The organism is Altererythrobacter xiamenensis, assembly GCF_900177715.1.
Classification (GTDB): domain Bacteria; phylum Pseudomonadota; class Alphaproteobacteria; order Sphingomonadales; family Sphingomonadaceae; genus Erythrobacter; species Erythrobacter xiamenensis.
The window spans coordinates 665,224-685,556 of the sequence record NZ_FXWG01000003.1 but is presented as its reverse complement, the minus strand read 5'-3'; the positions used below and the strand labels follow the sequence as shown (position 1 = coordinate 685,556).

Below are 20,333 nucleotides of genomic sequence, written 5' to 3'. Positions count from 1 at the left end.
GTGCAGACCTCCATCCTCCTCATCGTCTTCCTGCCCCTGCTCGCTGCGATTGTCGGCGGCCTGGGCAATCGGGCGCTTGGCAACACCGTCGTCAAATCGCTGACGACCGGCGCGCTGTTCATTTCCAGCGCGCTGAGCTGGCCTATCTTCATCGGTTTCCTCGGCGGCGACGTGGAAGCGACCGTCGTACCCGTGCTCAAATGGGTCGAAAGCGGCACGCTGACCTTCGACTGGGCGCTGCGCGTGGACACGCTGACCGCCGTCATGCTGGTGGTGATCACCACCGTTTCGGCGCTCGTCCACCTGTATAGCTGGGGCTATATGGAGGAGGATCCGGATCAACCGCGCTTCTTCGCCTACCTCTCGCTCTTCACTTTCGCCATGCTAATGCTGGTGACCGCCAACAACCTCGTCCAGATGTTCTTCGGATGGGAAGGAGTGGGCCTCGCCAGCTACCTGCTGATCGGTTTCTGGTACAAGAAGCCGAGCGCCAACGCTGCTGCAATCAAGGCATTCGTGGTCAACCGCGTGGGCGACCTCGGCTTCATGCTAGGTATCTTCGGTACCTATCTGGTGTTCCAGACGACCTCGATCCCCGAGATCCTCGAGGCGGCACCGGGCATGACCGGATCGACCATCGGCTTCCTCGGCTACCGCATGCACACGATGGATATCCTGTGCATCCTCTTGTTCATCGGCGCGATGGGTAAGTCGGCGCAGCTTGGCCTGCACACCTGGCTTCCCGACGCGATGGAAGGTCCGACTCCGGTCTCCGCACTGATCCACGCCGCGACGATGGTCACCGCCGGCGTCTTCATGGTTTGCCGTCTGTCGCCGATGTTCGAAACCGCGCCGATTGCACTCGGCTTCGTCACTTTCATCGGTGCGGCAACCTGTATCTTCGCTGCAACCATCGGCACGACGCAGTGGGACATCAAGCGCGTCATCGCCTATTCGACCTGTTCGCAGCTCGGCTACATGTTCTTCGCTGCGGGCGTCGGCGCTTATGGCGCGGCGATGTTCCACCTGTTCACGCACGCCTTCTTCAAGGCGCTGCTGTTCCTTGGCGCTGGCTCGGTGATCCACGCGATGCACCACGAGCAGGACATGCGCTACTATGGCGGCCTGCGTAAGGAGATCCCGTTCACCTTCTGGGCGATGATGTTCGGCACGCTCGCGATCACCGGCGTCGGTATCTATCACCTCGGGGCAGGTTTCGCCGGTTTCTGGTCGAAGGATGCAATCATCGAAGTCGCCTTTGCGCGCGGCACCGATGTTGCCACCTTCGCTTTCTGGATGGGCGTTTTCGCCGCGCTGCTGACCAGCTTCTACAGCTGGCGCCTGATGTTCCTTACCTTCTGGGGCAAGCCGCGCTGGGCGGATAGCGAGCATATCCAGCACGCTGTTGCGCATGGCCATGATGAACCGCATCCGGACAATCCGCCGATCCAGGAAAATTCCGGTGAGGACGTGAAGCACCATGTTCCATCGCCAGACGAGTACGATGGCACCGCTGGCTATCATCCGCACGAAAGCCCGCTCTCGATGCTCATTCCGCTTGGAGTGCTTTCGCTCGGCGCGATCGTCGCAGGTCAGCTTTTCGCGCCTGCCTTCCTCGACAGTCCGGAGTTCTGGAACGGGTCGATCTTCTATAACGAACCGCTGATCCATGCGATGCATGCCGTGCCCTATTGGGTAAAGTACTCGGCCTTCTTCGTGATGCTGCTCGGCCTGTTCGGCGCCTGGCTCGCCTACATCAAGGACACCTCGATTCCCGGCAAGTTCGTCGAGCAGTTCCGCTACGTACACAATTTCGTCTACAACAAGTGGTACTTCGACGAGCTCTACAACGCCGTATTCGTGAAGCCTGCGTTCTGGCTCGGTCGTCAGTTCTGGAAACTTGGTGACGTCGGCACGATCGATCGCTTCGGACCTAACGGCGTCGCCTGGATTGTACAGCGCGGTGCGCTCGGCGCGAAGAAGGTGCAGTCCGGATACCTCTATAGCTATGCGCTGATCATGCTGCTCGGGCTGATCGCCGCGATTACCTGGGTCCTCTTCTGATGGAAGGCTTTCCCATCCTCTCGCTGATGCTTCTCGTCCCGCTCGTTGCGGGGATCGCATGCTTCTTCCTCGATGCGGGCGCCTCGCGGGTGACCGCGCTTGCGGCAACGCTGGTCAATTTCGTTCTCGGCATACTGCTGTGGGCGAATTACGAGATCGGCGGCGCGCAGTGGCAATTCGTCGAACGGGCCGAGCTTTTTGCAGGCTTCTCCTATGCGCTCGGGATCGATGGCATCGCGCTGATGCTGATCATGCTCAGCGTTTTCCTGATGCCGATCTGCATCCTCGCCAGCATGGACGGGATCAAGAACCGCGTCGGCGAATACATGGCCGCGTTCCTGATCATGGAAACGCTGATGATCGGCGTCTTTGCAGCGCAGGACCTCTTCCTGTTCTACATCTTCTTCGAAGCCGGCCTCATCCCGATGTACCTGATCATCGGCGTGTGGGGCGGCGACAACCGCATCTACGCAAGCTACAAATTCTTCCTCTACACGCTGCTCGGATCGGTGCTGATGCTGATCGCGATGTTCTGGGTGGTGGCAGAAGCCGGCACCAGCGACATCCCGACGCTGATGCAATACGACTTCCCGCCAGCGGCTCAGACATGGCTCTGGCTGGCGTTCTTCGCCAGCTTCGCCGTGAAAATGCCGATGTGGCCGGTGCACACATGGCTGCCTGATGCCCACGTTCAGGCGCCCACCGCAGGCTCGGTAATCCTCGCGGGCGTGCTGTTGAAGCTCGGAGGCTACGGCTTCATCCGCTTCAGCCTGCCGATGTTCCCGGAAGCGAGCGCGCAGTTCGCCTGGCTCGTATTCATCCTCTCGATGATCGCTGTGGTTTACACATCGCTCGTCGCGCTGGTTCAGCACGATATGAAGAAGCTGATCGCCTATTCATCGGTCGCCCATATGGCGATCGTGACGGTCGGCCTGTTCGCCTTCAACGTGCAAGGGCTTGAGGGCGCAATGATGGTGATGCTCGGTCACGGCTTGGTATCGGGAGCGCTCTTCCTGTGCGTCGGCGTTATCTACGACCGTCTGCACACGCGCGAAATCGACCGCTACGGCGGCCTCAGCACCAACATGCCGAAATACGCGCTGTTCTTCATGCTCTTCACGATGGCGGCTGTCGGTCTGCCGGGTACCAGCAACTTCGTCGGCGAGTTCCTCGCGCTGGCCGGTATCTACCAGGTCTCGACCCTGGTGACGCTGGTCTGCACCACCGGTATCATCCTGGGTGCCGGCTATATGCTCTATCTTTATCGCCGGGTCGCGTTTGGCGAGCAGAAGAATGCAGATGCTGCGGCCATGCCCGATCTCAACGCGCGCGAATGGGCGATGCTGGCACCGCTTGCCGCAGCGGTTCTCTGGATGGGCGTCTACCCTGAGAGTTTCCTCGCCCCGATGCGCGCCGATATCGCTGCGCTCGATGCGCGGATCGCACGCGCAACACCCGCAAACGACAGCAATCTCATCGTGGGCGAGCCGACTGGACATTTCGCCAATGAACTAGCTCACGAGACTGCGGGCGAGGAGGCCCACTGATGGATTTTGCAGCCTCCTTCGCGCTGATAGCGCCCGAGATCCTTCTCGCCGTTTCCGGTCTGGCCCTGCTCCTTGCCGCCGCCTGGGGTGGCGACAAGATTGCGCGCCCGATTGCGATCGTTGCGGCCGCGGCCCTGTTTGGCGCAGGCTTCCTGCTTGTGCCCACCTTGCATGATGGTTTGATCGGCCCGGATGCGGCGGCATTCGGCACGCTTTTCGTCGCCGATAGCTTTGCCGCCTTCGCCAAGGCGCTGATCTATCTGGCCTCGATCGGCTGTCTAATCGTCGCGCCGGCCTATTTCTCTCGGCTCAATGCAATGAGGGCCGAATACCCGGTGCTCATAATCTTCGCGACGCTGGGCATGAGCATCATGGTTTCGGCGAGCGATTTTCTGACGCTATACGTCGGGTTGGAGCTGAACAGCCTGGCCGCCTATGTGCTTGCATCGATCCTGCGCAATGACCGCAAGTCGGCCGAAGCGGGTCTCAAATATTTTGTCTTGGGCGCGCTTGCTTCGGGCATTCTGCTTTACGGTATCAGCCTGCTTTACGGCTTCACCGGAGCGACCAGTTTCGGCGCTGTGAATGCAGCACTCGTTGGCGAACTGTCGACCGGCGCTTTGTTCGGCCTGATCTTCGTTCTCTCGGGCCTCGCGTTCAAGATCGCTGCCGTGCCGTTTCATATGTGGACCCCGGACGTTTACGAGGGCGCGCCGACGCCGGTCACGGCCTTCTTCGCCACCGCCCCAAAGGTTGCGGCGGTCGCCCTGACGGCGCGCGTCGCTCTCGAGGTGTTCGGCTCGCAAGCGGATGCTTGGCGGCAGATCGTGTTGTTCGCAGCGCTTGCCTCGATCATCATCGGCGCGCTCGGTGCCATCGGTCAGGAAAATCTCAAGCGCCTGCTCGCTTACAGCTCGATCAACAATGTGGGCTTCATCCTTCTGGGCCTCGCCGTGGCGACGACAGCGGGCGCAAGTTCGATGCTGGTTTATCTCTTCGTCTATGTGGCGATGGCGCTAGGCAGCTTTGTCGCGCTGCTGATGCTGCGTGACGAGGACGGCAATCTTTACGAAACTTTTGCCGACATCAGCGGGCTATCGGTAACGAAACCCTTGATTGCGTGGAGCCTGCTGCTGCTGATGTTCAGCCTTGCCGGTATTCCGCCGCTCCTCGGCTTCTACAGCAAGTTCGTCGTGTTCCAGGCAGCTGTCGAAGCAGGGCTCGTCGCGTTCGGCGCGATCGCCATCGCGGCCAGCGTGATTGGCGCATTCTATTACATCAAGTTCGTGAAGGTCATGTTCTTCGACGAGCCGGCGGGCAAGGTCACCGGTTCGAGTGGTGCAGGTCATTGGGCGGTGCTGGGGATCTGCGTCCTCATCGTTTCGCCGCTCGGCTATCTGCTGACGCCATCGCTGACCGACCTTGCCGACAAGGCCGCCTCGGCGCTGTTCTTCGCGATTTGATCCGTTTCGTCGAAGAGACCGGCTCCACCAACGCCGATTTGCTGGCGCTCCTGCGTAATCGCGAGCATGTCGGCGAAGGCGACTGGATCGTAACCAGGCGGCAGACTGCGGGGCGAGGGCGGCAGGGCCGCCAATGGTTCGACGGTGCGGGCAACTTCATGGGCTCGACCGTCGTTCGGGTGTCCGACCGCGATCCGCCAGCACCGTCCTTGGCGCTCGTGGCCGGACTTGCGGTATACGAAGCTCTGCTGCCCTATTGTCCCGATCCGCAGCAGCTGATGCTCAAATGGCCCAATGACATCCTGCTTCATGCTGCAAAATTATGCGGTATCCTGCTCGAAGCGCAGAGCGATGCAGTGGTCGTTGGTATCGGCGTCAATCTCGCAGCTAAGCCGGACCTTCCGGATCGGCCGACTATCGCATTGGCCGATGTCACTTCTCCGCCCGCTCCCGAGACCTTTGCCGAGCGGCTAGCTGACGCGTTCGCGACAGAGCTCGAACGATGGCGCACCTATGGGCTCGAACCTCTGATCCGTCGCTGGAGCAGCGTCGCGACGCCTGATGGCACGCCGCTGCGTGTTCACGAACCCGATGGATCGGTTGCCGAGGGACGTTTTACCGGGCTCGACCCCCAGGGAAACCTTCAACTGCGCTTGGAAGATGGCACTGTCCGTGCCATCCACGCGGGCGACGTGATGCTCGCTTCAGAGGAATAGGTCGCCATGCTGCTCGCCGCCGATGTCGGAAACACAAATGTCGTCTTCGCCCTGTTCGAAGGTCGCGAGATACGCGCGCGCTGGCGTATTGCCACCGATCCGCGCCGGACGGGCGATGAATATGCGGTCTGGCTGCTCCAGCTCTTGCAGATCGAAGGCGTCGCGCGCGAAGATATCACTCAGCTCATATTCGCTTCGGTCGTGCCGCGCGCCAATCACAACCTCACTGTGCTTGCGGAGAAGTATTTCGGCAAGACCCCGATCATCGCTGGGCAGGGTGATGCGGCCTGGCCCTTTGCGATCGATGTCGATCAGCCCAGTTCTCTGGGCGCGGACCGTGCCCTCAATATCCTCGCAGCGCATGAGAAATACGGTGGCGACCTGATCGTCGTCGATTTCGGCACTGCGACCAAGTTCGAGGCGATCGATTTCAACGGGACCTATAAGGGCGGCATCATCGCGCCCGGCATCAATCTCTCGCTCGACGCACTGGTAGGCAAGACCGCGAAGCTGCCGCGCATTGCCATCCGGGCGCCGGACGACACAAGCGTGATTGGTCGCAATACCGAAGATCAGATGCTGATTGGTGTGTTCTGGGCCCACGTCGCCATGATGGAAGGACTGATTGCCCGGATGCGAGAGGAAATCGGGCGCCCGGCAAAGGTCGTTGCTACCGGCGGGCTAGCAATCCTCTTCGACCAGAAGACCGACATTTTCGACTATGTCGATGCCGACCTGACAATCGAGGGCCTTGCGATCCTGGCCGAGAAAGTCGGCGGATAACGGACAGCGAATGAAGAAGAATTACACCCCCGAAAAAGAGCTGCTGTTCCTTGCCCTTGGCGGATCGGGCGAAATCGGCATGAACGTCAACCTTTACGGTTGCGACGGGAAATGGCTGATGGTCGATCTCGGCATGACCTTTTCCGGCAATGAGTATCCGGGCGTCGATCTGGTTTTTGCAGACCTTGAGTTCATCGAGGATCGCGTGGACGATCTGCTCGGGATCGTGCTCACCCACGCGCATGAGGACCACATCGGGGCCGTCCCCTATTTCGCGGGCGAACTCGGCGTGCCGCTATACGCGACCCCGTTCACGGCCGACCTCGTCATACGCAAGCTGGAAGAGGCAGGTCTCGCCGACGAGGTGGAGGTCAATGTGATCGAGGAGGATCACGGCAGCTTCGACATTGGTCATTTCAACGTGACCTACATTCCGCTGGCGCACTCGATTGCCGAGGGCAATGCCCTGCTGATCGAGACGCCATACGGGCGGGTTTTTCACACCGGCGACTGGAAGCTCGATGAAGAGCCGATCATCGGTGAGCCCACTACTGAAGAAGAATTGACCGCGATTGGGGACGAAGGCGTGCTGGCGCTGGTTTGCGATAGCACCAATGTCTTCAACCCCGAGCCAAGCGGTTCGGAAGGTGCGGTCCATCGCGGATTGATGGAAGAAGTAGCGAAACATGCCGGCAAGCGGGTGCTGGTCACCACTTTCGCCTCCAATGTCGCACGGCTGCAGACGCTGGGCGAAGTGGCGCGCGAAACCGGCCGCCAGCTTTGTGTTGCAGGGCGTTCGCTCGATCGCATCATCGCAGTGGCGCAGGACAATGGCTATTTGCAGGATTTCCCCGAAACGGTCGATTTCGACACCGCGATGGGGCTGCCGCGCGGAGAAGTCCTGATCCTTGCGACAGGCGGGCAAGGGGAGCCACGTGCTGCGCTCGCTCGTATTGCCGATAACAGCCATCCGATCGAACTTGTCAGAGGTGACGTCGTGCTCTTCTCAAGCCGCCAGATTCCCGGCAACGAGTTGTCGATTGGCAAGGTGCAGAACCAGCTCGCCGCGCGCGGCATCACCATGGTGACCGACCGCCAGAGCTTCATCCACGTGTCGGGTCATCCCGGCCGGCCGGAGCTCGAGGCGCTGTATAGCTGGCTCCGTCCGGACATCCTCGTCCCCGTGCATGGCGAAATGCGACACATGCTCGAGCAGGCCCGCGTCGGGAAAAGCAATGGTATCGATCATGCGGTGACGCAATCCAATGGCGACATTGTGCGCCTCGCCCCCGGGGAGCCAGGCAAGGTTGCAGAGGTTCGGGCGGGGCGGCTCGTGCTCGATGGCGACATTATCGCGCCTGCCGATGGCGAGGCCATCACCATGCGGCGCAGGCTGTCTCGCGACGGGTTCATCATGGTCGTGCTCGATCAACGCAATCGCCCAACGATCGAAGCGATCGGCGTGCCTCTTGATGAAGACATGACCGAGTTTCTTTCCGAGGCGGCTACGGATGTCGTCAAGGCGATTGGCAAACTCGCGTCGAAGCGCGGCGCAACGCGCGACGATATCGAGGAAGCTGCCAGGCTGGCGACCCGCCGTGCGGCGCAGCGCTGGTCTGGCAAGCGGCCTCAGGTGCGCGTGATTTCGGTCGGCGGAGCAGACTGAGATGGCCTGGACTTCGATCCTCGCGATTTTTGCCCTGTTCTGGGTGATGAGTGCCTTCGTCATGCTACCTTTCGGGGTGAAAACGCATGAGGAACTGGGCGTGGAGAAGGTGCCGGGGCAAGCGGATAGCGCACCTGCCAACTTCCGTCCCGGCCGTCTTGTCTTGCGCGCGACGGGAATAGCGATTGTCCTGACGGCGCTATACGTCCTCAATTACGAATATGGCTGGATCGGTGTCGACGACATCAACTTCTTCCCCGATCCGCCGCCGCTCGAAGACCAGCTCGGCGATCGGGACTAGTTGCGCAGACGTTCGATAGCTTGAGCGAGCGCTACGTAGAGCTTGCCCATATCGGACCCCAGCACGGTCACACCCAGCGCATTGCCGTCCCGGGTGGAAAGCACCGAGCGCAGCATCGCTTCGAAGTCGTGGATGTAGCGCGACACGTGCTCGCGAAACTCTCCGTCGCTCTCATAGAGCTCCACGATTTCGCGCGCCTCGCTGTTGTCGATCAAGCTGACCGCGCGACGCGTGAAGATCCCGCGATCACCCTTGAGATATGACGCCCACGCGGTGTCGGTTATGTCGGCAGAGAATGCCTTGGCGATGTCGATCGCATTGGAATTGAGACTCTCGGTGATGAGCGCCATGCGGCGAGAGAAGTCATTGTCGACACGCTCTTCCGCCAGTTCCCGCGTTCGGTTGACCCGCAATTCGAGATTGCCCGCGAGCTCGTTCACCTTTGCCAGCTGATCGCGCAGTTGCTTCGCGGTTTCGCGACCCATCTGCGATGCGCGCGAGGCCGCCATTTCGAGGTCTTCGACGGCGGCCTTGCTCTGGTCTTCCATCGCGCGTCCTATCGCCTCGCTGGCGATTCCGCCGATCCTGTCTGCGGTCCTGGCAACCGCTTCTTCGGAGTCGTTCTCGATAGTCTCGAAGGCCTTGCGCGATGCCTCCACCAGTTCACCGATCGCAGACTGCAGTTCTCCGCGTGACATGGCGAGGACACGCTCGCCATCGCTTTCGATCTCACCGAACTTCTTGCGCAATTCGTCTAGGTGCGCGCCGCTCTGGCGAGCATTCTCGGCAAGCTTACTGGCAAGCGCATCGACGCTTTCGCCGGCGTCTTCCGCATTCGACCGCGTGGTGACCAGGTAGTCGGAGATCGCCGTTCCGCGCTGGGCTGTCTCATCCATCGTATCACGCAGCATCATGGAGCGCTCCTCGATACGGGCGAGTGCAGATATGGCGTGCTCGATCGAGGCTGGAAGGTCTTCGCGGCTCTGCTTGGCTCCCGACTGGATGATCTCGAGCATGCGGATGCCCGACTCGGTCAGGGTGTCCAGCGCCTTGCCCGTCTCGGTCAGGTTGCGCCTGCTCTCGTCGAGCTTCGACGACATGTCCTCAAGCCCCCCACCAAGCACCTTCTCGGCATTCTCGGACTGGGCGGCGATGCTGTCGAACAGCGCGTTCAGCTCGCTAACCCGGCCGACAAGTTGTTCGCTCTTTGCCACGAGCTTCTCTGTCTCCGCCAGTTGCGCTTCGCGGCGCGCGTCGAGCGCATCGTCCAGTTCCGCCAAACGCTGGGCAAGCAGTTCGGATGCCTGCGCCTCTCGCGCTTCGAAAGCATCCTGACGCTTCGCCATGCCATCGCTGAACCGCAGCGCCCGCGCTGAAAGCGTCTCGTCGAAAGAATCCGCCGCGCTTTGAAGGGCGGAGAGCCGATCGCTAGCGGCTGCAGTAGCCTCTTCGTCCAGTGCACGCAGCGAAGTGGCGAGGGCAGTGATTTCTTCCTCAAGCTGAGCTTTCGAATGGCGCAGAGACGCAAGGCTACGCTCCTCGTTTGCCGCTATCTCGTCCCGCAGGCTTGCGGCGCCTTCGCGCAGAGCCTCGACCCGGGTGCGCATGGCTGCGAGTGCATCGACCTCCCTGTTATCGAGATCGGCGCGGAAGTCTTCGCTTTGCGCCTTGAGAGCGCCAAACCGCTCCTCGGCCAACTCATCGAGTCGCGCGACTTGTGCCTCGAACGTATCGAGCGTCGTTCCCACGTGTTTGCCAAGGGCTGTGACCTGTCGCTCGCTTGCCACCCCGAACTCGTTGAGGCGCTGAAAACCGGCCACGAGCTTGTCGAGCTGTTCATGCGCGGTCCGTCCGGCATTGCCGACCTGGTTCGACACATCGCGCGCCGAGGTGGCGATTACGGGAAGGTCATCGCGCAATTTCTGCATATTCGCGAGAGCAGTATCGCTGACACTTGCGATCGATTCGACCTGTTCGCCATTGGAATGAATAAGCGACTGCAGCTTGTCGGCATGGGTCGAGATGCGTTCACTGGCGATCCTCCCGAGCGATTCGAGATCGCGCGATTGCGACCCGAGAAACTCGCGTGCGAGGCTGAGTTCGCGGTTCACCACTTGCAGCCTCGTCTCGAGCTCACCTGCCTCTTGCGAAAGCAAAGCCGCAGTATCCGCAAAACGGTTCGATTCGCGCCTGCTGTTTCGCATCGCCAGAAGATAGGCAACGCCGATCAGGAGAACCGGCACCGACCAGTTCACGATCCAGATTACCCAGTCGGCAGGCGTGCCGCCTGCCAGCATAGGTTCGCGGAAGGTCCACCCGAAAAACGCCGTCCATGCAAGGACCAGTGCGGCAGCAATCGCCGGGATGACCCAGTCGTAACGGGGGCGCTCGACGGTTTCCTCGACCCAGTCTTCCTCCCAGCTTTCATCAAGGCTGAGCGGTTCTTCCTGAGTATTCTCAGGTGTTTGCGACTGCGCCTCTGGCGCGGCATCTGGACCCACGGCCCTGATATGTGATCCCCCGGACATGATCGGGATTCTAGCGCAATTTTCGCCATGTTAAACCCCGCTTTAACCCTGGGCGGTGTATGAAGCTCGAATGGTCCTTGAAAGCGGAGCCCTAAATGCAACCCTTGCAGCCGCAGCCGGCGATGATGCCGCGCTGATGGCTGAGCTGCGCACAGCTTTCGTCGAAAGCGCGCGTCGGCAACTGGATTTGCTCAAGCGGTCGCGCTGCGACGGGAACTGGACGATCGCTGCCATGCGCCTCAAGGGGCTTGCTGCCAGCTTCCATGCCGGCGAATTGAGCCGTGTGAGCGAGGAAGCGCTGCTTTGCGCTCCGGGCGAGCCGACGGTCATTCGCAAGATCGAAAACGCAATCGGCGAAATAGAGTCGAATTAAGCCGCGCACACCGCTTTCGCCGCTTGGCACAGCCTCCCAGAACCTATTAAGAAGCGGGTTTTCCAATATTGGGGGACCGAGCGGCTTTGCGCACCGCATTGCTATCTGCACTTGAACGTACGGAAACGGGTGTCCCGCGAGCTTTCCTCGAGCTTGGCGGGCGGCCGGTCATTGCCTGGCAGGCGGATCTTGTCCGCGAACTCGGTTGCAATCGGATTATTTGTCTGTGTGATGGACCGACGCCGGAATTGCTGGCCCTCCAGCAGGCTGCGGAGGCAGATGGCGTGCGGATCAACCTGATTCGCGGGCCCTTGCAACTGGTGGGGCTCGTGTCGGCAGATCAGGAACTTCTTGTTCTTGCAGACGGACTTGTGCCTGATCGCGCGATTGCGGAGCGCCTGTTCAGCGAGGGTCGCGGTGTCGCGACACTACCGGCAGAGGCGGGCATTGCAGCCGGCTTCGAACGGATCGACGCGGCAAATTCCTGGGGCGGGGTGACTGTCGCGCGAGGCAGTATTGTCGAGAAACTGGCGGACATGCCTCCGGACAGCGATTGCGTATCCCTGATCTTGAGGCTGGCGTTACAGTCGGGAACGAGAACTGTGGCGCTCGACACAGCCTGGCTGAATTCGGGCCAGTGGATGCTGATGAGCGACGCGGCACAGGTGTCGGCGCGGGAAAATGCCTTGCTCGATGCTCATGCGACTCAAGTGCACTGGACCGGCCCCGGACGCGCAATCGCGGCCAAGCTGGCGCGGCGGCTTTCCCCTGGGCAATTGCAGCGCGGCCCTGCGATATTCGGAGGGGCTTTCATATTGGGCGGCCTCGGCGCAATTGGCGCGGCGAGCCAAGATTATCCCCTTGTTGCCATGCTTCTGCTGGCTTTCTCCGGGTTTTGCCTTGCCACTGCGCGTGCGCTCGGGCGTTTCAAGAACGGCTTGTTCGGCCGCGAGATGCGACCGACTTTCGACAGGTATGGCAAGGACTTGCTGGATATTGTTGCGATTGCTTCACTGGCCGTTCCCACCAGCCTGCCCATGTTGGGCGGGCGGATATTCCTGCCATTGGTGCTCTTCGGACTCCTGCGATTGGCCGAGCGCATAACTGCGCCGCGCTTCCAGGCATTGTGGGGCGATCGAATTACCTTGGCCGTGATTCTCGCGGCCGGCGCGTGGCTTGGCGTTTTACCGGAAACGATGGCTGTATTGTCGCTCATGGCACTTGCGTTCTGCCTGTTTTTCAAGCCCAAAGCCTCCATAACGGCGGGTTAACCACGAGACGCTAAGAGCGGAGAATGAGCGAAACTGTGATAGACAGTTCTGGAGAAACGCAGTTCGGCGAGATGTTGCGCCGTGAACTGGTGCAGGGCGACAGGGCCCTCGCCGGCGTGCCTCCCGTGCTCGGGCATATGCTCGCCAGCACAGCTCCTTCGCTCGTCAGCGATGACATACTTGCGCATATCCGAGGAATGCTCGGCGATATCTCGCGCCAACTCATACGTGCGGAGACAGCCGCACTGCATTCTGATCGCAATCCTGAAGAAATACAGGATCGGGTCGATCGGCTTTCCAACCATCTGGCGGCAAGTAGCGCTCTGCTGAGCTTTTCCTTCGCTCTGGCAGTCGAAGGGCAGCTTGCCGAAGAGCTTCAGGAGCGGACCGGTATCGATCAGGTCCTGACGCCCATGATGCAGGAATTGATCGCGTCCGATGACGAATCGGTGGCGGAACTCGCCATGGCGACTCTGGCTGCTCAGGCACGTTTCATTCAGGCGCATCGCCGGATGAGCCTGCCGCTGGGCGAACTGCCTGCCGAACTTTTCCATGAGATCCTGCGGAGCTGGTCGCATTTCGCCAAGGACGTCAGCCCTGCGTCGAAAACGCAGGTCGAAGGCCTGCTTCGAGCGGCCTATGACGAAAGCGGCAGTAGAACAGGGATGCTCGGCCGCCTCGTATCGACAATGAACTCGGGCGCACGCGCCGGCCTCGTGATCGGACACAGCGGGCTCGCATTGTTTGCGACGGCACTTGCCCGCCTCTCGTATCAGCCTCGCGAGATGGCGGTGCTTTCCTGCCATACATCGCAGCTGGCACGCCTTGCTCTGGGTCTTCTTGCATCCGGTTTCGAGCCAGATGAGATTGCGCATACCTTCATGCAGCTGCATCCCGACTATTCCCCGCCTCGGGGCATCAAGTCTCTCAATCAGGAACAGGCCGCTGAACTCCTTGCCTCTACTATGCCCGGAAGCGGGTCCTAGAATGGCAAGTGATCCGATCCTTGCTGCCCGCGGCCTGACCGATGAGGAAGACCGCCTGTTGAGCGCCGACCTCCCGCTGGCTGAACTGCAGGAGCGATGCGGCGGTCAGATTCCCGGCAAGCTCGCCATACCCGAATTGCTCGACCTGGTCCGGCAGGGGCGGGAAATGGGCCTCAGGCTGGCGCGGGAGTTCTCCGCTTTCGACGGGGAAAGCATCGTAACAGGCTTCGTGCGCATCAATCCGCTCAGCGGTGAGGATGACGGGGCGGTTTGCGAGTTGCTGGTGGAAAATTGGCACCGGGAGTCGGGACCGAGCGAGGAAGAGCGCGAGACTTTCGCACGTATCGACGCAATCGATCGCAGCACTGCCGAACTTGTCGCCAATCTCGACGCATCACAACGCGTGCTGACGGTCGAAGCGCGGGCTGTCGATCTTGAACAATTGGTCGAGACAATGCGCCTCAATCCCGGCAAACCCTGGCCCGAATATCTCGATCTCATAGGGATCGAGCATCAACAGCCGATGCATTGGCGGCTGCTGGATGGTGCACGCTGCAAGATCGGCGGTTCCGCGCGCGAATGGCAAGTGCGGCTTTTGCCTGTGGGTGGATCAGGCAGCGACCCGGTCGGTTTCGAGCTATTGCTGGTGGCTAATCATCCGCTCCCGACCGGCCTGATCGAAGAGGTCACTGCCAACAGGTCCAAGCCGAACCGCTTCGTCGGGGAGGCTCTGACGCCCGCCTTGCGCCAACCGATCAAGCGGATCATTGCCAATGCGGAGACGATCAAGGCCAAGCTCGCCGGCCCCTTGCGCAAGGAGTATGCCGATTACGCTGGCAATATCTCCTACTCGGGCGAGTTGCTTTCCGATTTGCTTGACGATCTGGCGGATCTTGAAGTCGTTGAAGCGCCCGATTTCTCCACCTCGCGTGAACTGGTGGACCTCGCCGATGCTGCCCGGCGCGCGGGCGGTATTCAGGGCGTGAAGGCCTCGGGCAAGGATATCGCGATCGCCCTCCCTTCCAGGGATATCGAGGTTCCGGCCATCGGAGAGTTTCGCCGGGTCTTGCAGATCCTGCTCAATCTGATCGGCAACGCGATCAACTATTCACCGGAAGCGAGTTCGATCCATGTCGAGGCTTTCGAGGCTGCGGACCATATCGTCGGGGTGTCGGTGAGCGACAATGGACCCGGCCTCAGTGAGGACCAGCAGCGACGGGTCTTCGCCAAGTTCGAGCGCCTCGGCCGCGACGGTGATGGAGGCTCGGGATTGGGGCTCTACATCTCGCGCAGGCTTGCTCTCGCAATGGATGGCGACCTCACGGTCGAAAGCACGCCGGGGCAGGGCGCCCGGTTTACCTTGCTGCTACCGAAAGCGGACTAGCTCGCCTCAGCTGAGGTATGCCGCCGTTCCTCAGAGTTTGAGGCGGCGTGATACCCAGATCAGTAGTACGCCGACGATAACGGTGATGATGCCGTAGAATGCCCAGCTGCGGTCAGCGAGCATGAAGCTTTCAGCGGGCCACATGACCAGCCCGAGCCCCTGCAATGTCCAGAGCCCGCCGGAAAGGATCAGGGCAACGCCGAACACCATCAGCAAGAAGCGCAGAATTGTTCGTCCCATTGCCCTGATCTCCCTTTGATGCGCTTAGCGCTTGTCCATCGGTACATAGTCGCGCTGTGTGGGGCCGGTGTAAAGCTGGCGCGGGCGACCGATGACCTGGCCGGGGTCGGAAATCATCTCGTTCCACTGTGCCACCCAGCCCACGGTGCGGGCGAGAGCGAAAAGGGCCGTGAACATGGTGGTCGGGAAACCGATCGAATTGAGGATGATACCCGAATAGAAGTCAACATTGGGGAAGAGCTTCTTCTCCTTGAAGTAATCGTCATTGAGCGCGATTTCTTCAAGCCGCAGCGCAACTTCGAAGACCGGGTCTGTGACGTTCAATGCTTCGAAGACCTCACGCAGCGTCTGCTGCATGACCGTCGCACGCGGGTCATAATTCTTGTAGACCCGGTGGCCGAAGCCCATCAGGCGGAACGGATCGTTCTTGTCCTTGGCCCGCTCGATATAGTGCGGGATCTTGTCGGGCGTGCCGATTTCCTGAAGCATGTTGAGCGCCGCTTCATTGGCGCCGCCATGTGCCGGGCCCCAAAGACATGCGATACCGGCAGCAATGCAGGCAAACGGATTGGCACCCGAAGATCCGGCAAGACGCACGGTGGAAGTCGAAGCGTTCTGTTCGTGGTCGGCGTGGAGGATGAAGATCCGGTCCATCGCCTTCTCGACCGCCGGGATGACCTCATATTCCTCTGCAGGAACACCGAAGGTCATGCGCAGGAAGTTGCCTGTATAGCTGAGATTGTTGTCCGGCTGCATGAAAGGCTGGCCGATCGCGTATTTGTAAGCCCAGGCGGCGATGGTCGGCATCTTTGCGATCAAGCGATGCGAGCTGATCTTGCGGTGCTCGGGATCAGAAATATCCGTGCTGTCGTGGTAGAAGGCGGACAAGGCGCCAACCACGCCGCACATGATAGCCATCGGGTGCGCGTCACGGCGGAAGCCCTGATAGAATTGCCGTAGCTGATCATGCAGCATCGTGTGGCGCGTGATCGTGTAGGTGAAGTCGTCCAGTTCATCCTGGCTCGGCAGTTCGCCGTTGAGAAGCAGGTAGGAGACTTCCATGAAGCTCGACTGCTCTGCCAACTGGCCGATCGGATAACCGCGGTGCAGCAGGACGCCTTCGTCGCCATCGATATACGTCAGCGCGCTTTCGCAGCTGGCCGTCGACTTGTAGCCCGGGTCAAAAGTGAAAGCGCCGGTCTGGCCGTAAAGTTTCCTGATATCGATGACATCCGGTCCGGTGCTACCTTCCAGCACAGGGAAATCGTGAGTCTGACCACCGAAATCGAGTTTCGCCTGTTTGTCCGACAATATTCTTCTCCTCAATTCGTGTATTCGCGCTCAGCCTGCCGACGCAGCCTGCGCATCGATCCGCGCAAGTGCTTCTTCCCGCCCCAGCAGGACCAGAACGTCGAAAATACCGGGCGAGGTCGTCGTCCCGGTAAGGGCTGCGCGCATGGGCTGCGCGAGCTTGCCGAGGCCCAGTTCCAGTTCCTCGGCGGTTGCTTTCGTAGTGGCTTCGAGAGCCTCGATTGTCCAGTCATTTTGCGCTGCAAGACGCTCGGAAATGACGGCAAGCCGCGCTTTTCCGTCGTCGTCGAGCAGCTGGCCCGCCTTCTCCGTCATTTGGAGGGGGCGCTTGGCGAAAAGGAAGGCTGCACCTTCGGCCAGTTCGTCGAGATTCTTCGCGCGGGTCTTGAGGACCGGCATGGCCTCGGTGAGCAATTTCTCGTCGACTTCGCCCTCGATCCGCTGCGCCACAAGGCCGGCTAGCCGAGCGTCGTCCGCTTCACGGATGTAATGGCCGTTGAGATTTTCCAGCTTCTTGATGTCGAACCGCGAAGGGCTCTTACCCACGTGGTCCAGGCCGAAGAGCTCAATTGCTTCTTCGCGCGTAATCTCTTCCTTGTCGCCGTGTCCCCAACCAAGGCGAAGGAGGTAGTTGAAGAGCGCTTCGGGCAGGATGCCCATCTCGTCGCGGTAGGTATCAACGCCCAGGGCACCATGGCGCTTGGATAGTTTCGCGCCATCCTGACCGTGGATGAGCGGGACATGGGCATAGACAGGGTCCGGCCAGTCGCCCTCGATCTCGTTCATCGCGCGATAGATCGGAAGCTGGCGGAAAGCGTTGTTGAGGTGATCGTCGCCGCGGATGACATGGGTCACGCCCATATCGTGGTCGTCCACAACCGCCGCAAGCATGTAAGTCGGCGTTCCGTCCGCCCGCAGAATGACGTAATCGTCGAGTTCCGCGTTGCGGACAGTGACCTTGCCCTGGACCTTGTCCTCGATGCTTGCTTCGCCGTCTTCGGGAGCCTTCAACCGGACCACGAACGGCGCGCCAAGCGGCGCTTCCGAGGGGTCGCGGTGACGCCAGCGGCCGTCATAGCGCTGGGGCTCTTTCGCCGCGCGTTGGGCCGCGCGCATCTCTTCGAGTTCTTCGGGCGTGGCGAAGCATTTATACGCGTGTCCCGCTTCGAGCAGCTTTTCAGCGACCTCGACATGGCGCGATCCGCGTTCGGACTGGAATACCGGCGCTTCGTCATATTCGAGGCCGAGCCAGTCGAGGCCGTCGAGGATCGCATCGATCGCTTCCTGAGTGGAGCGCTTGCGGTCCGTATCTTCGATCCGCAGCAGGGCCTTGCCGCCGTGGTGACGGGAGAACAGCCAGTTGAAAAGCGCCGTACGCGCACCGCCGATATGGAGAAAGCCGGTCGGCGATGGCGCGAAGCGCGTGACCACCTTGCCGTCTTTTAATCCAGCATCGCTTGCCATAAAATCCTCAATCCTTTCAATCGCAGCATGGCGACGCATCATCCGCCGCGCGTCCCCTTGGGGGGCGGCGCCAGCGCGGGAAATGCTGCAGTGCAGCGCCCTTGGCGCACTGCGCCGCGCTTGTCCAGCGTCGGTGCGCTGGCGGAACGTTTCCTCGAACGGGCTGGGTTCGATCGCGGGCCCTGGTTGGTTGTCGCGTTTGCCGGTGGAATCGCCGCCTGGTTTGCGCTCGCCGAACCGTGGCAGTGGCTCGCTGCATTGTTCGCCAGCATTCTCATAGCGCTTTCAGCTCACACTTTACCCGGCATCTCCTCCGATTACGCCCGACTGCGCAATGCGTGCGTGGCGCTGGGATTGGCTTTTGCCGTCGGTGTGCTTGTCATCTGGGTGCGCTCGGAAACGGTCGGGGCCGAAGCGATCGAGCGTCCAAGCGTCATGCCAGTGCAAGGCTACGTTTTGACGCGCGAGGATCAACCGGCGCGCGGCCGGATCCGTCTGGAATTGGCAATTCGCGATGCAGAGACCGGCTCGGCGCGCAGGATCAGGGTCAATGTGCCGCTCGAGAAGGCGCGCAATTCCATGGCGGAAGGCGCTATTCTCAAGTTTCGGGCGCGGCTGATGCCGCCAGCATCTCCGATGCTTCCGGGGAGCTATGACTTCGCGCGAGCGGCATGGTTCAAGGGGCTTTCAGCTACCGGGAGCGTAATTGGAGACATCGAGGTTGTGCAGCCGTCGGCGAAGGCGGCACGAATAGCGCCAGTTCAACGAGCCCTCTCGGCCCACGTCAAATCCGAGCTGGACGGAGCAGCCGGGTCGATTGCGGCCGCCTTTGCCAGTGGCGACAGGGGCGGCATTGGCGAGGCGGATGAGGATGCAATGCGCGACGCGGGGCTTACCCATCTGCTGTCCATCAGCGGCCTTCACGTGAGTGCGGTGATCGCGGCCGCCTATGCGCTCGCTCTCAAGCTCCTGGGACTTTGGCCTTGGCTGGTCTTGCGAATACGTCTGCCGCTGGTGGCAGCGGGCGTCGGGGCGCTTGTGGGAATAGGATACACATTGCTGACCGGTGCCGAAGTGCCGACGGTTCGCAGCTGCATCGGTGCGCTGCTGGTCCTTGGCGCTCTTGCGCTGGGACGGGATGCGCTTTCCCTGCGGATGGTGGCGGTTGCCGCATTCTGTGTGCTGCTGCTCTGGCCGGAATCGCTGATCGGCCCCAGTTTCCAGATGAGCTTCTCGGCTGTCCTCGCGATCGTGGCGCTGCACAACACCGAAAGGGTGCGCGCCTTTCTGGCGCCGCGGGAGGAAGGCTGGTTGCGTTGGGCAGGGCGAAGAGCTCTCATGCTGCTGGCGACCGGATTCGTAATCGAGATCGCCTTGATGCCGATCGTCCTTTTCCATTTCCATCGTGCCGGAGTTTACGGCGCGTTCGCCAATGTTGTCGCCATTCCGCTGGTGACATTCGTGTCGATGCCCCTGATTGCCCTTGCTCTGTTTCTCGATCTGGCTGGCCTGGGCGGCCCCGTCTGGTGGCTTGTCGGGCGATCCCTCGATGCTCTGCTTTGGATTGCCCACACCACGGCCGAGCAGCCTGGGGCGGTTAAACTCTTGCCGCAAATGAGCGGCCTGACCTTCGCGCTATTCGTTGTTGGCGGACTCTGGCTGGCGCTTTGGAAGGGGAGGGCAAGATTATTCGGATTTGTGCCGGCAACTGTTGCAACCGTCTTGTTAATCACCACGCCAGTCCCGGACATCCTCATTTCATCAGATGGTCGGCACGTGGGGATAGTTTCACAAGGTGGGGAACTTGTGAGCTTACGCGAAAGTCGGTCGGATTACGCTCTGGACAATTTGCTTGAACTTGCAGGCGCGCAAGGTGAGCCAGTGGCGATGGAGGACTTTGCGAACAGCAGGTGCAGCGGAGAGTTTTGCAGCGTTACTGTCGAGGCAGGAGGGCGTGATTGGCAACTGTTGATGGCGCGAGGCAATCTGCGTGTGGAAGAACGCGCCCTGGCGGCAGCCTGTGAACGCGCCGATATCGTCATAGCCGACCGCTGGCTGCCAGCGTCATGTCGTCCACGCTGGTTGAAAGCTGACGAAAAGTTGCTCGACCAGACCGGCGGGCTAGCCCTTGTCCTCGCCGACAGACGGATTGACAGCGTGGCTGACCATCAGGGCGAGCACGGGTGGTGGCGGGGGGCCCGTTGAAGAGAACCGCCCGGCCACCCGCGCCACGCCA

The 20,333-nt window shown here is 61.0% G+C and carries 16 protein-coding genes; 12 read left to right on the top strand and 4 right to left on the bottom strand.

All coding sequences use genetic code 11. From position 1 onward, the window contains the following. The 7 genes from nuoL to CCE89_RS13880 are packed head-to-tail and all read left to right on the top strand — an operon-like array spanning position 1 to position 8,540. Positions 1-2,064, top strand: coding sequence for an NADH-quinone oxidoreductase subunit L (gene nuoL, locus CCE89_RS13910; protein ID WP_086438641.1), 2,064 nt, complete (start codon positions 1-3; stop codon positions 2,062-2,064). After that, positions 2,064-3,611 (top strand): NADH-quinone oxidoreductase subunit M, encoded by a 1,548-nt coding sequence (locus tag CCE89_RS13905; RefSeq protein WP_086438640.1) that lies wholly within the window; start codon positions 2,064-2,066, stop codon positions 3,609-3,611. Before nuoL ends, CCE89_RS13905 begins: the two co-directional genes overlap by 1 nt. Next, positions 3,611-5,074, top strand: a complete 1,464-nt coding sequence (nuoN, locus tag CCE89_RS13900; RefSeq protein WP_086438639.1) for an NADH-quinone oxidoreductase subunit NuoN — start codon at positions 3,611-3,613, stop codon at positions 5,072-5,074. The genes CCE89_RS13905 and nuoN overlap by 1 nt, the downstream gene beginning before the upstream one ends. Then, positions 5,071-5,790 carry a biotin--[acetyl-CoA-carboxylase] ligase gene (locus CCE89_RS13895; protein ID WP_086438638.1) on the top strand — a complete coding sequence of 240 codons (720 nt, stop codon included), beginning with the start codon at positions 5,071-5,073 and terminating at the stop codon, positions 5,788-5,790. The genes nuoN and CCE89_RS13895 overlap by 4 nt, the downstream gene beginning before the upstream one ends. Positions 5,791-5,796: 6 nt before the next feature. Next, positions 5,797-6,573, top strand: coding sequence for a type III pantothenate kinase (locus CCE89_RS13890; protein WP_086438637.1), 777 nt, complete (start codon positions 5,797-5,799; stop codon positions 6,571-6,573). A gap of 10 nt (positions 6,574-6,583) precedes the next feature. Then, entirely contained in the window at positions 6,584-8,239 is a 1,656-nt protein-coding gene (locus tag CCE89_RS13885; protein ID WP_086438636.1) for a ribonuclease J, read from the top strand. A gap of 1 nt (position 8,240) precedes the next feature. Then, a complete protein-coding gene (locus tag CCE89_RS13880) occupies positions 8,241-8,540 on the top strand; it encodes a DUF1467 family protein (protein WP_086438635.1) in 300 nt (99 codons plus the stop codon). Here the strand turns inward: CCE89_RS13880 and CCE89_RS13875 are convergent. Continuing rightward, positions 8,537-11,068 (bottom strand): coiled-coil domain-containing protein, encoded by a 2,532-nt coding sequence (locus CCE89_RS13875; protein WP_143256050.1) that lies wholly within the window; start codon positions 11,066-11,068, stop codon positions 8,537-8,539. The genes CCE89_RS13880 and CCE89_RS13875 overlap by 4 nt on opposite strands. Before the next feature lie 136 nt (positions 11,069-11,204). Here CCE89_RS13875 and CCE89_RS13870 point away from each other — a divergent pair, with 136 nt between their 5' ends. The 4 genes from CCE89_RS13870 (at position 11,205) to CCE89_RS13855 (ending at position 15,082) form a co-directional block, all read left to right on the top strand. Beyond that, a complete protein-coding gene (locus CCE89_RS13870; protein WP_407640406.1) occupies positions 11,205-11,441 on the top strand; it encodes an Hpt domain-containing protein in 237 nt (78 codons plus the stop codon). Positions 11,442-11,539: 98 nt separating this feature from the next. Next, positions 11,540-12,712, top strand: a complete 1,173-nt coding sequence (locus CCE89_RS15505) for a hypothetical protein (protein WP_234990094.1) — start codon at positions 11,540-11,542, stop codon at positions 12,710-12,712. 23 nt (positions 12,713-12,735) lie between these two features. Beyond that, positions 12,736-13,698, top strand: coding sequence for a hypothetical protein (locus tag CCE89_RS13860; RefSeq protein ID WP_086438631.1), 963 nt, complete (start codon positions 12,736-12,738; stop codon positions 13,696-13,698). A 1-nt stretch (position 13,699) separates the two neighbouring features. Beyond that, the gene (locus CCE89_RS13855) at positions 13,700-15,082 is read left to right on the top strand and encodes a sensor histidine kinase (RefSeq protein ID WP_086438630.1); all 1,383 of its coding nucleotides are present in this window, start codon (positions 13,700-13,702) and stop codon (positions 15,080-15,082) included. 30 nt (positions 15,083-15,112) lie between these two features. Here the strand turns inward: CCE89_RS13855 and CCE89_RS13850 are convergent, their stop codons facing one another. Genes CCE89_RS13850 through gltX form a run of 3 tightly spaced genes read right to left on the bottom strand, consistent with a single transcriptional unit; the run spans position 15,113 to position 18,097 of the window. Continuing rightward, positions 15,113-15,322, bottom strand: a complete 210-nt coding sequence (locus tag CCE89_RS13850) for a hypothetical protein (RefSeq protein WP_086438629.1) — start codon at positions 15,320-15,322, stop codon at positions 15,113-15,115. Positions 15,323-15,346: 24 nt separating this feature from the next. Beyond that, positions 15,347-16,633 (bottom strand): citrate synthase, encoded by a 1,287-nt coding sequence (locus CCE89_RS13845; RefSeq protein ID WP_086438628.1) that lies wholly within the window; start codon positions 16,631-16,633, stop codon positions 15,347-15,349. 30 nt (positions 16,634-16,663) lie between these two features. Beyond that, entirely contained in the window at positions 16,664-18,097 is a 1,434-nt protein-coding gene (gene gltX, locus CCE89_RS13840) for a glutamate--tRNA ligase (protein WP_086438627.1), read from the bottom strand. A gap of 27 nt (positions 18,098-18,124) precedes the next feature. Here gltX and CCE89_RS13835 point away from each other — a divergent pair, with 27 nt between their 5' ends. Continuing rightward, on the top strand, positions 18,125-20,302 hold the full coding sequence (locus tag CCE89_RS13835; RefSeq protein WP_086438626.1) for a ComEC/Rec2 family competence protein: 2,178 nt from the start codon (positions 18,125-18,127) through the stop codon (positions 20,300-20,302). The last annotated feature ends 31 nt before the right edge of the window (positions 20,303-20,333 follow it).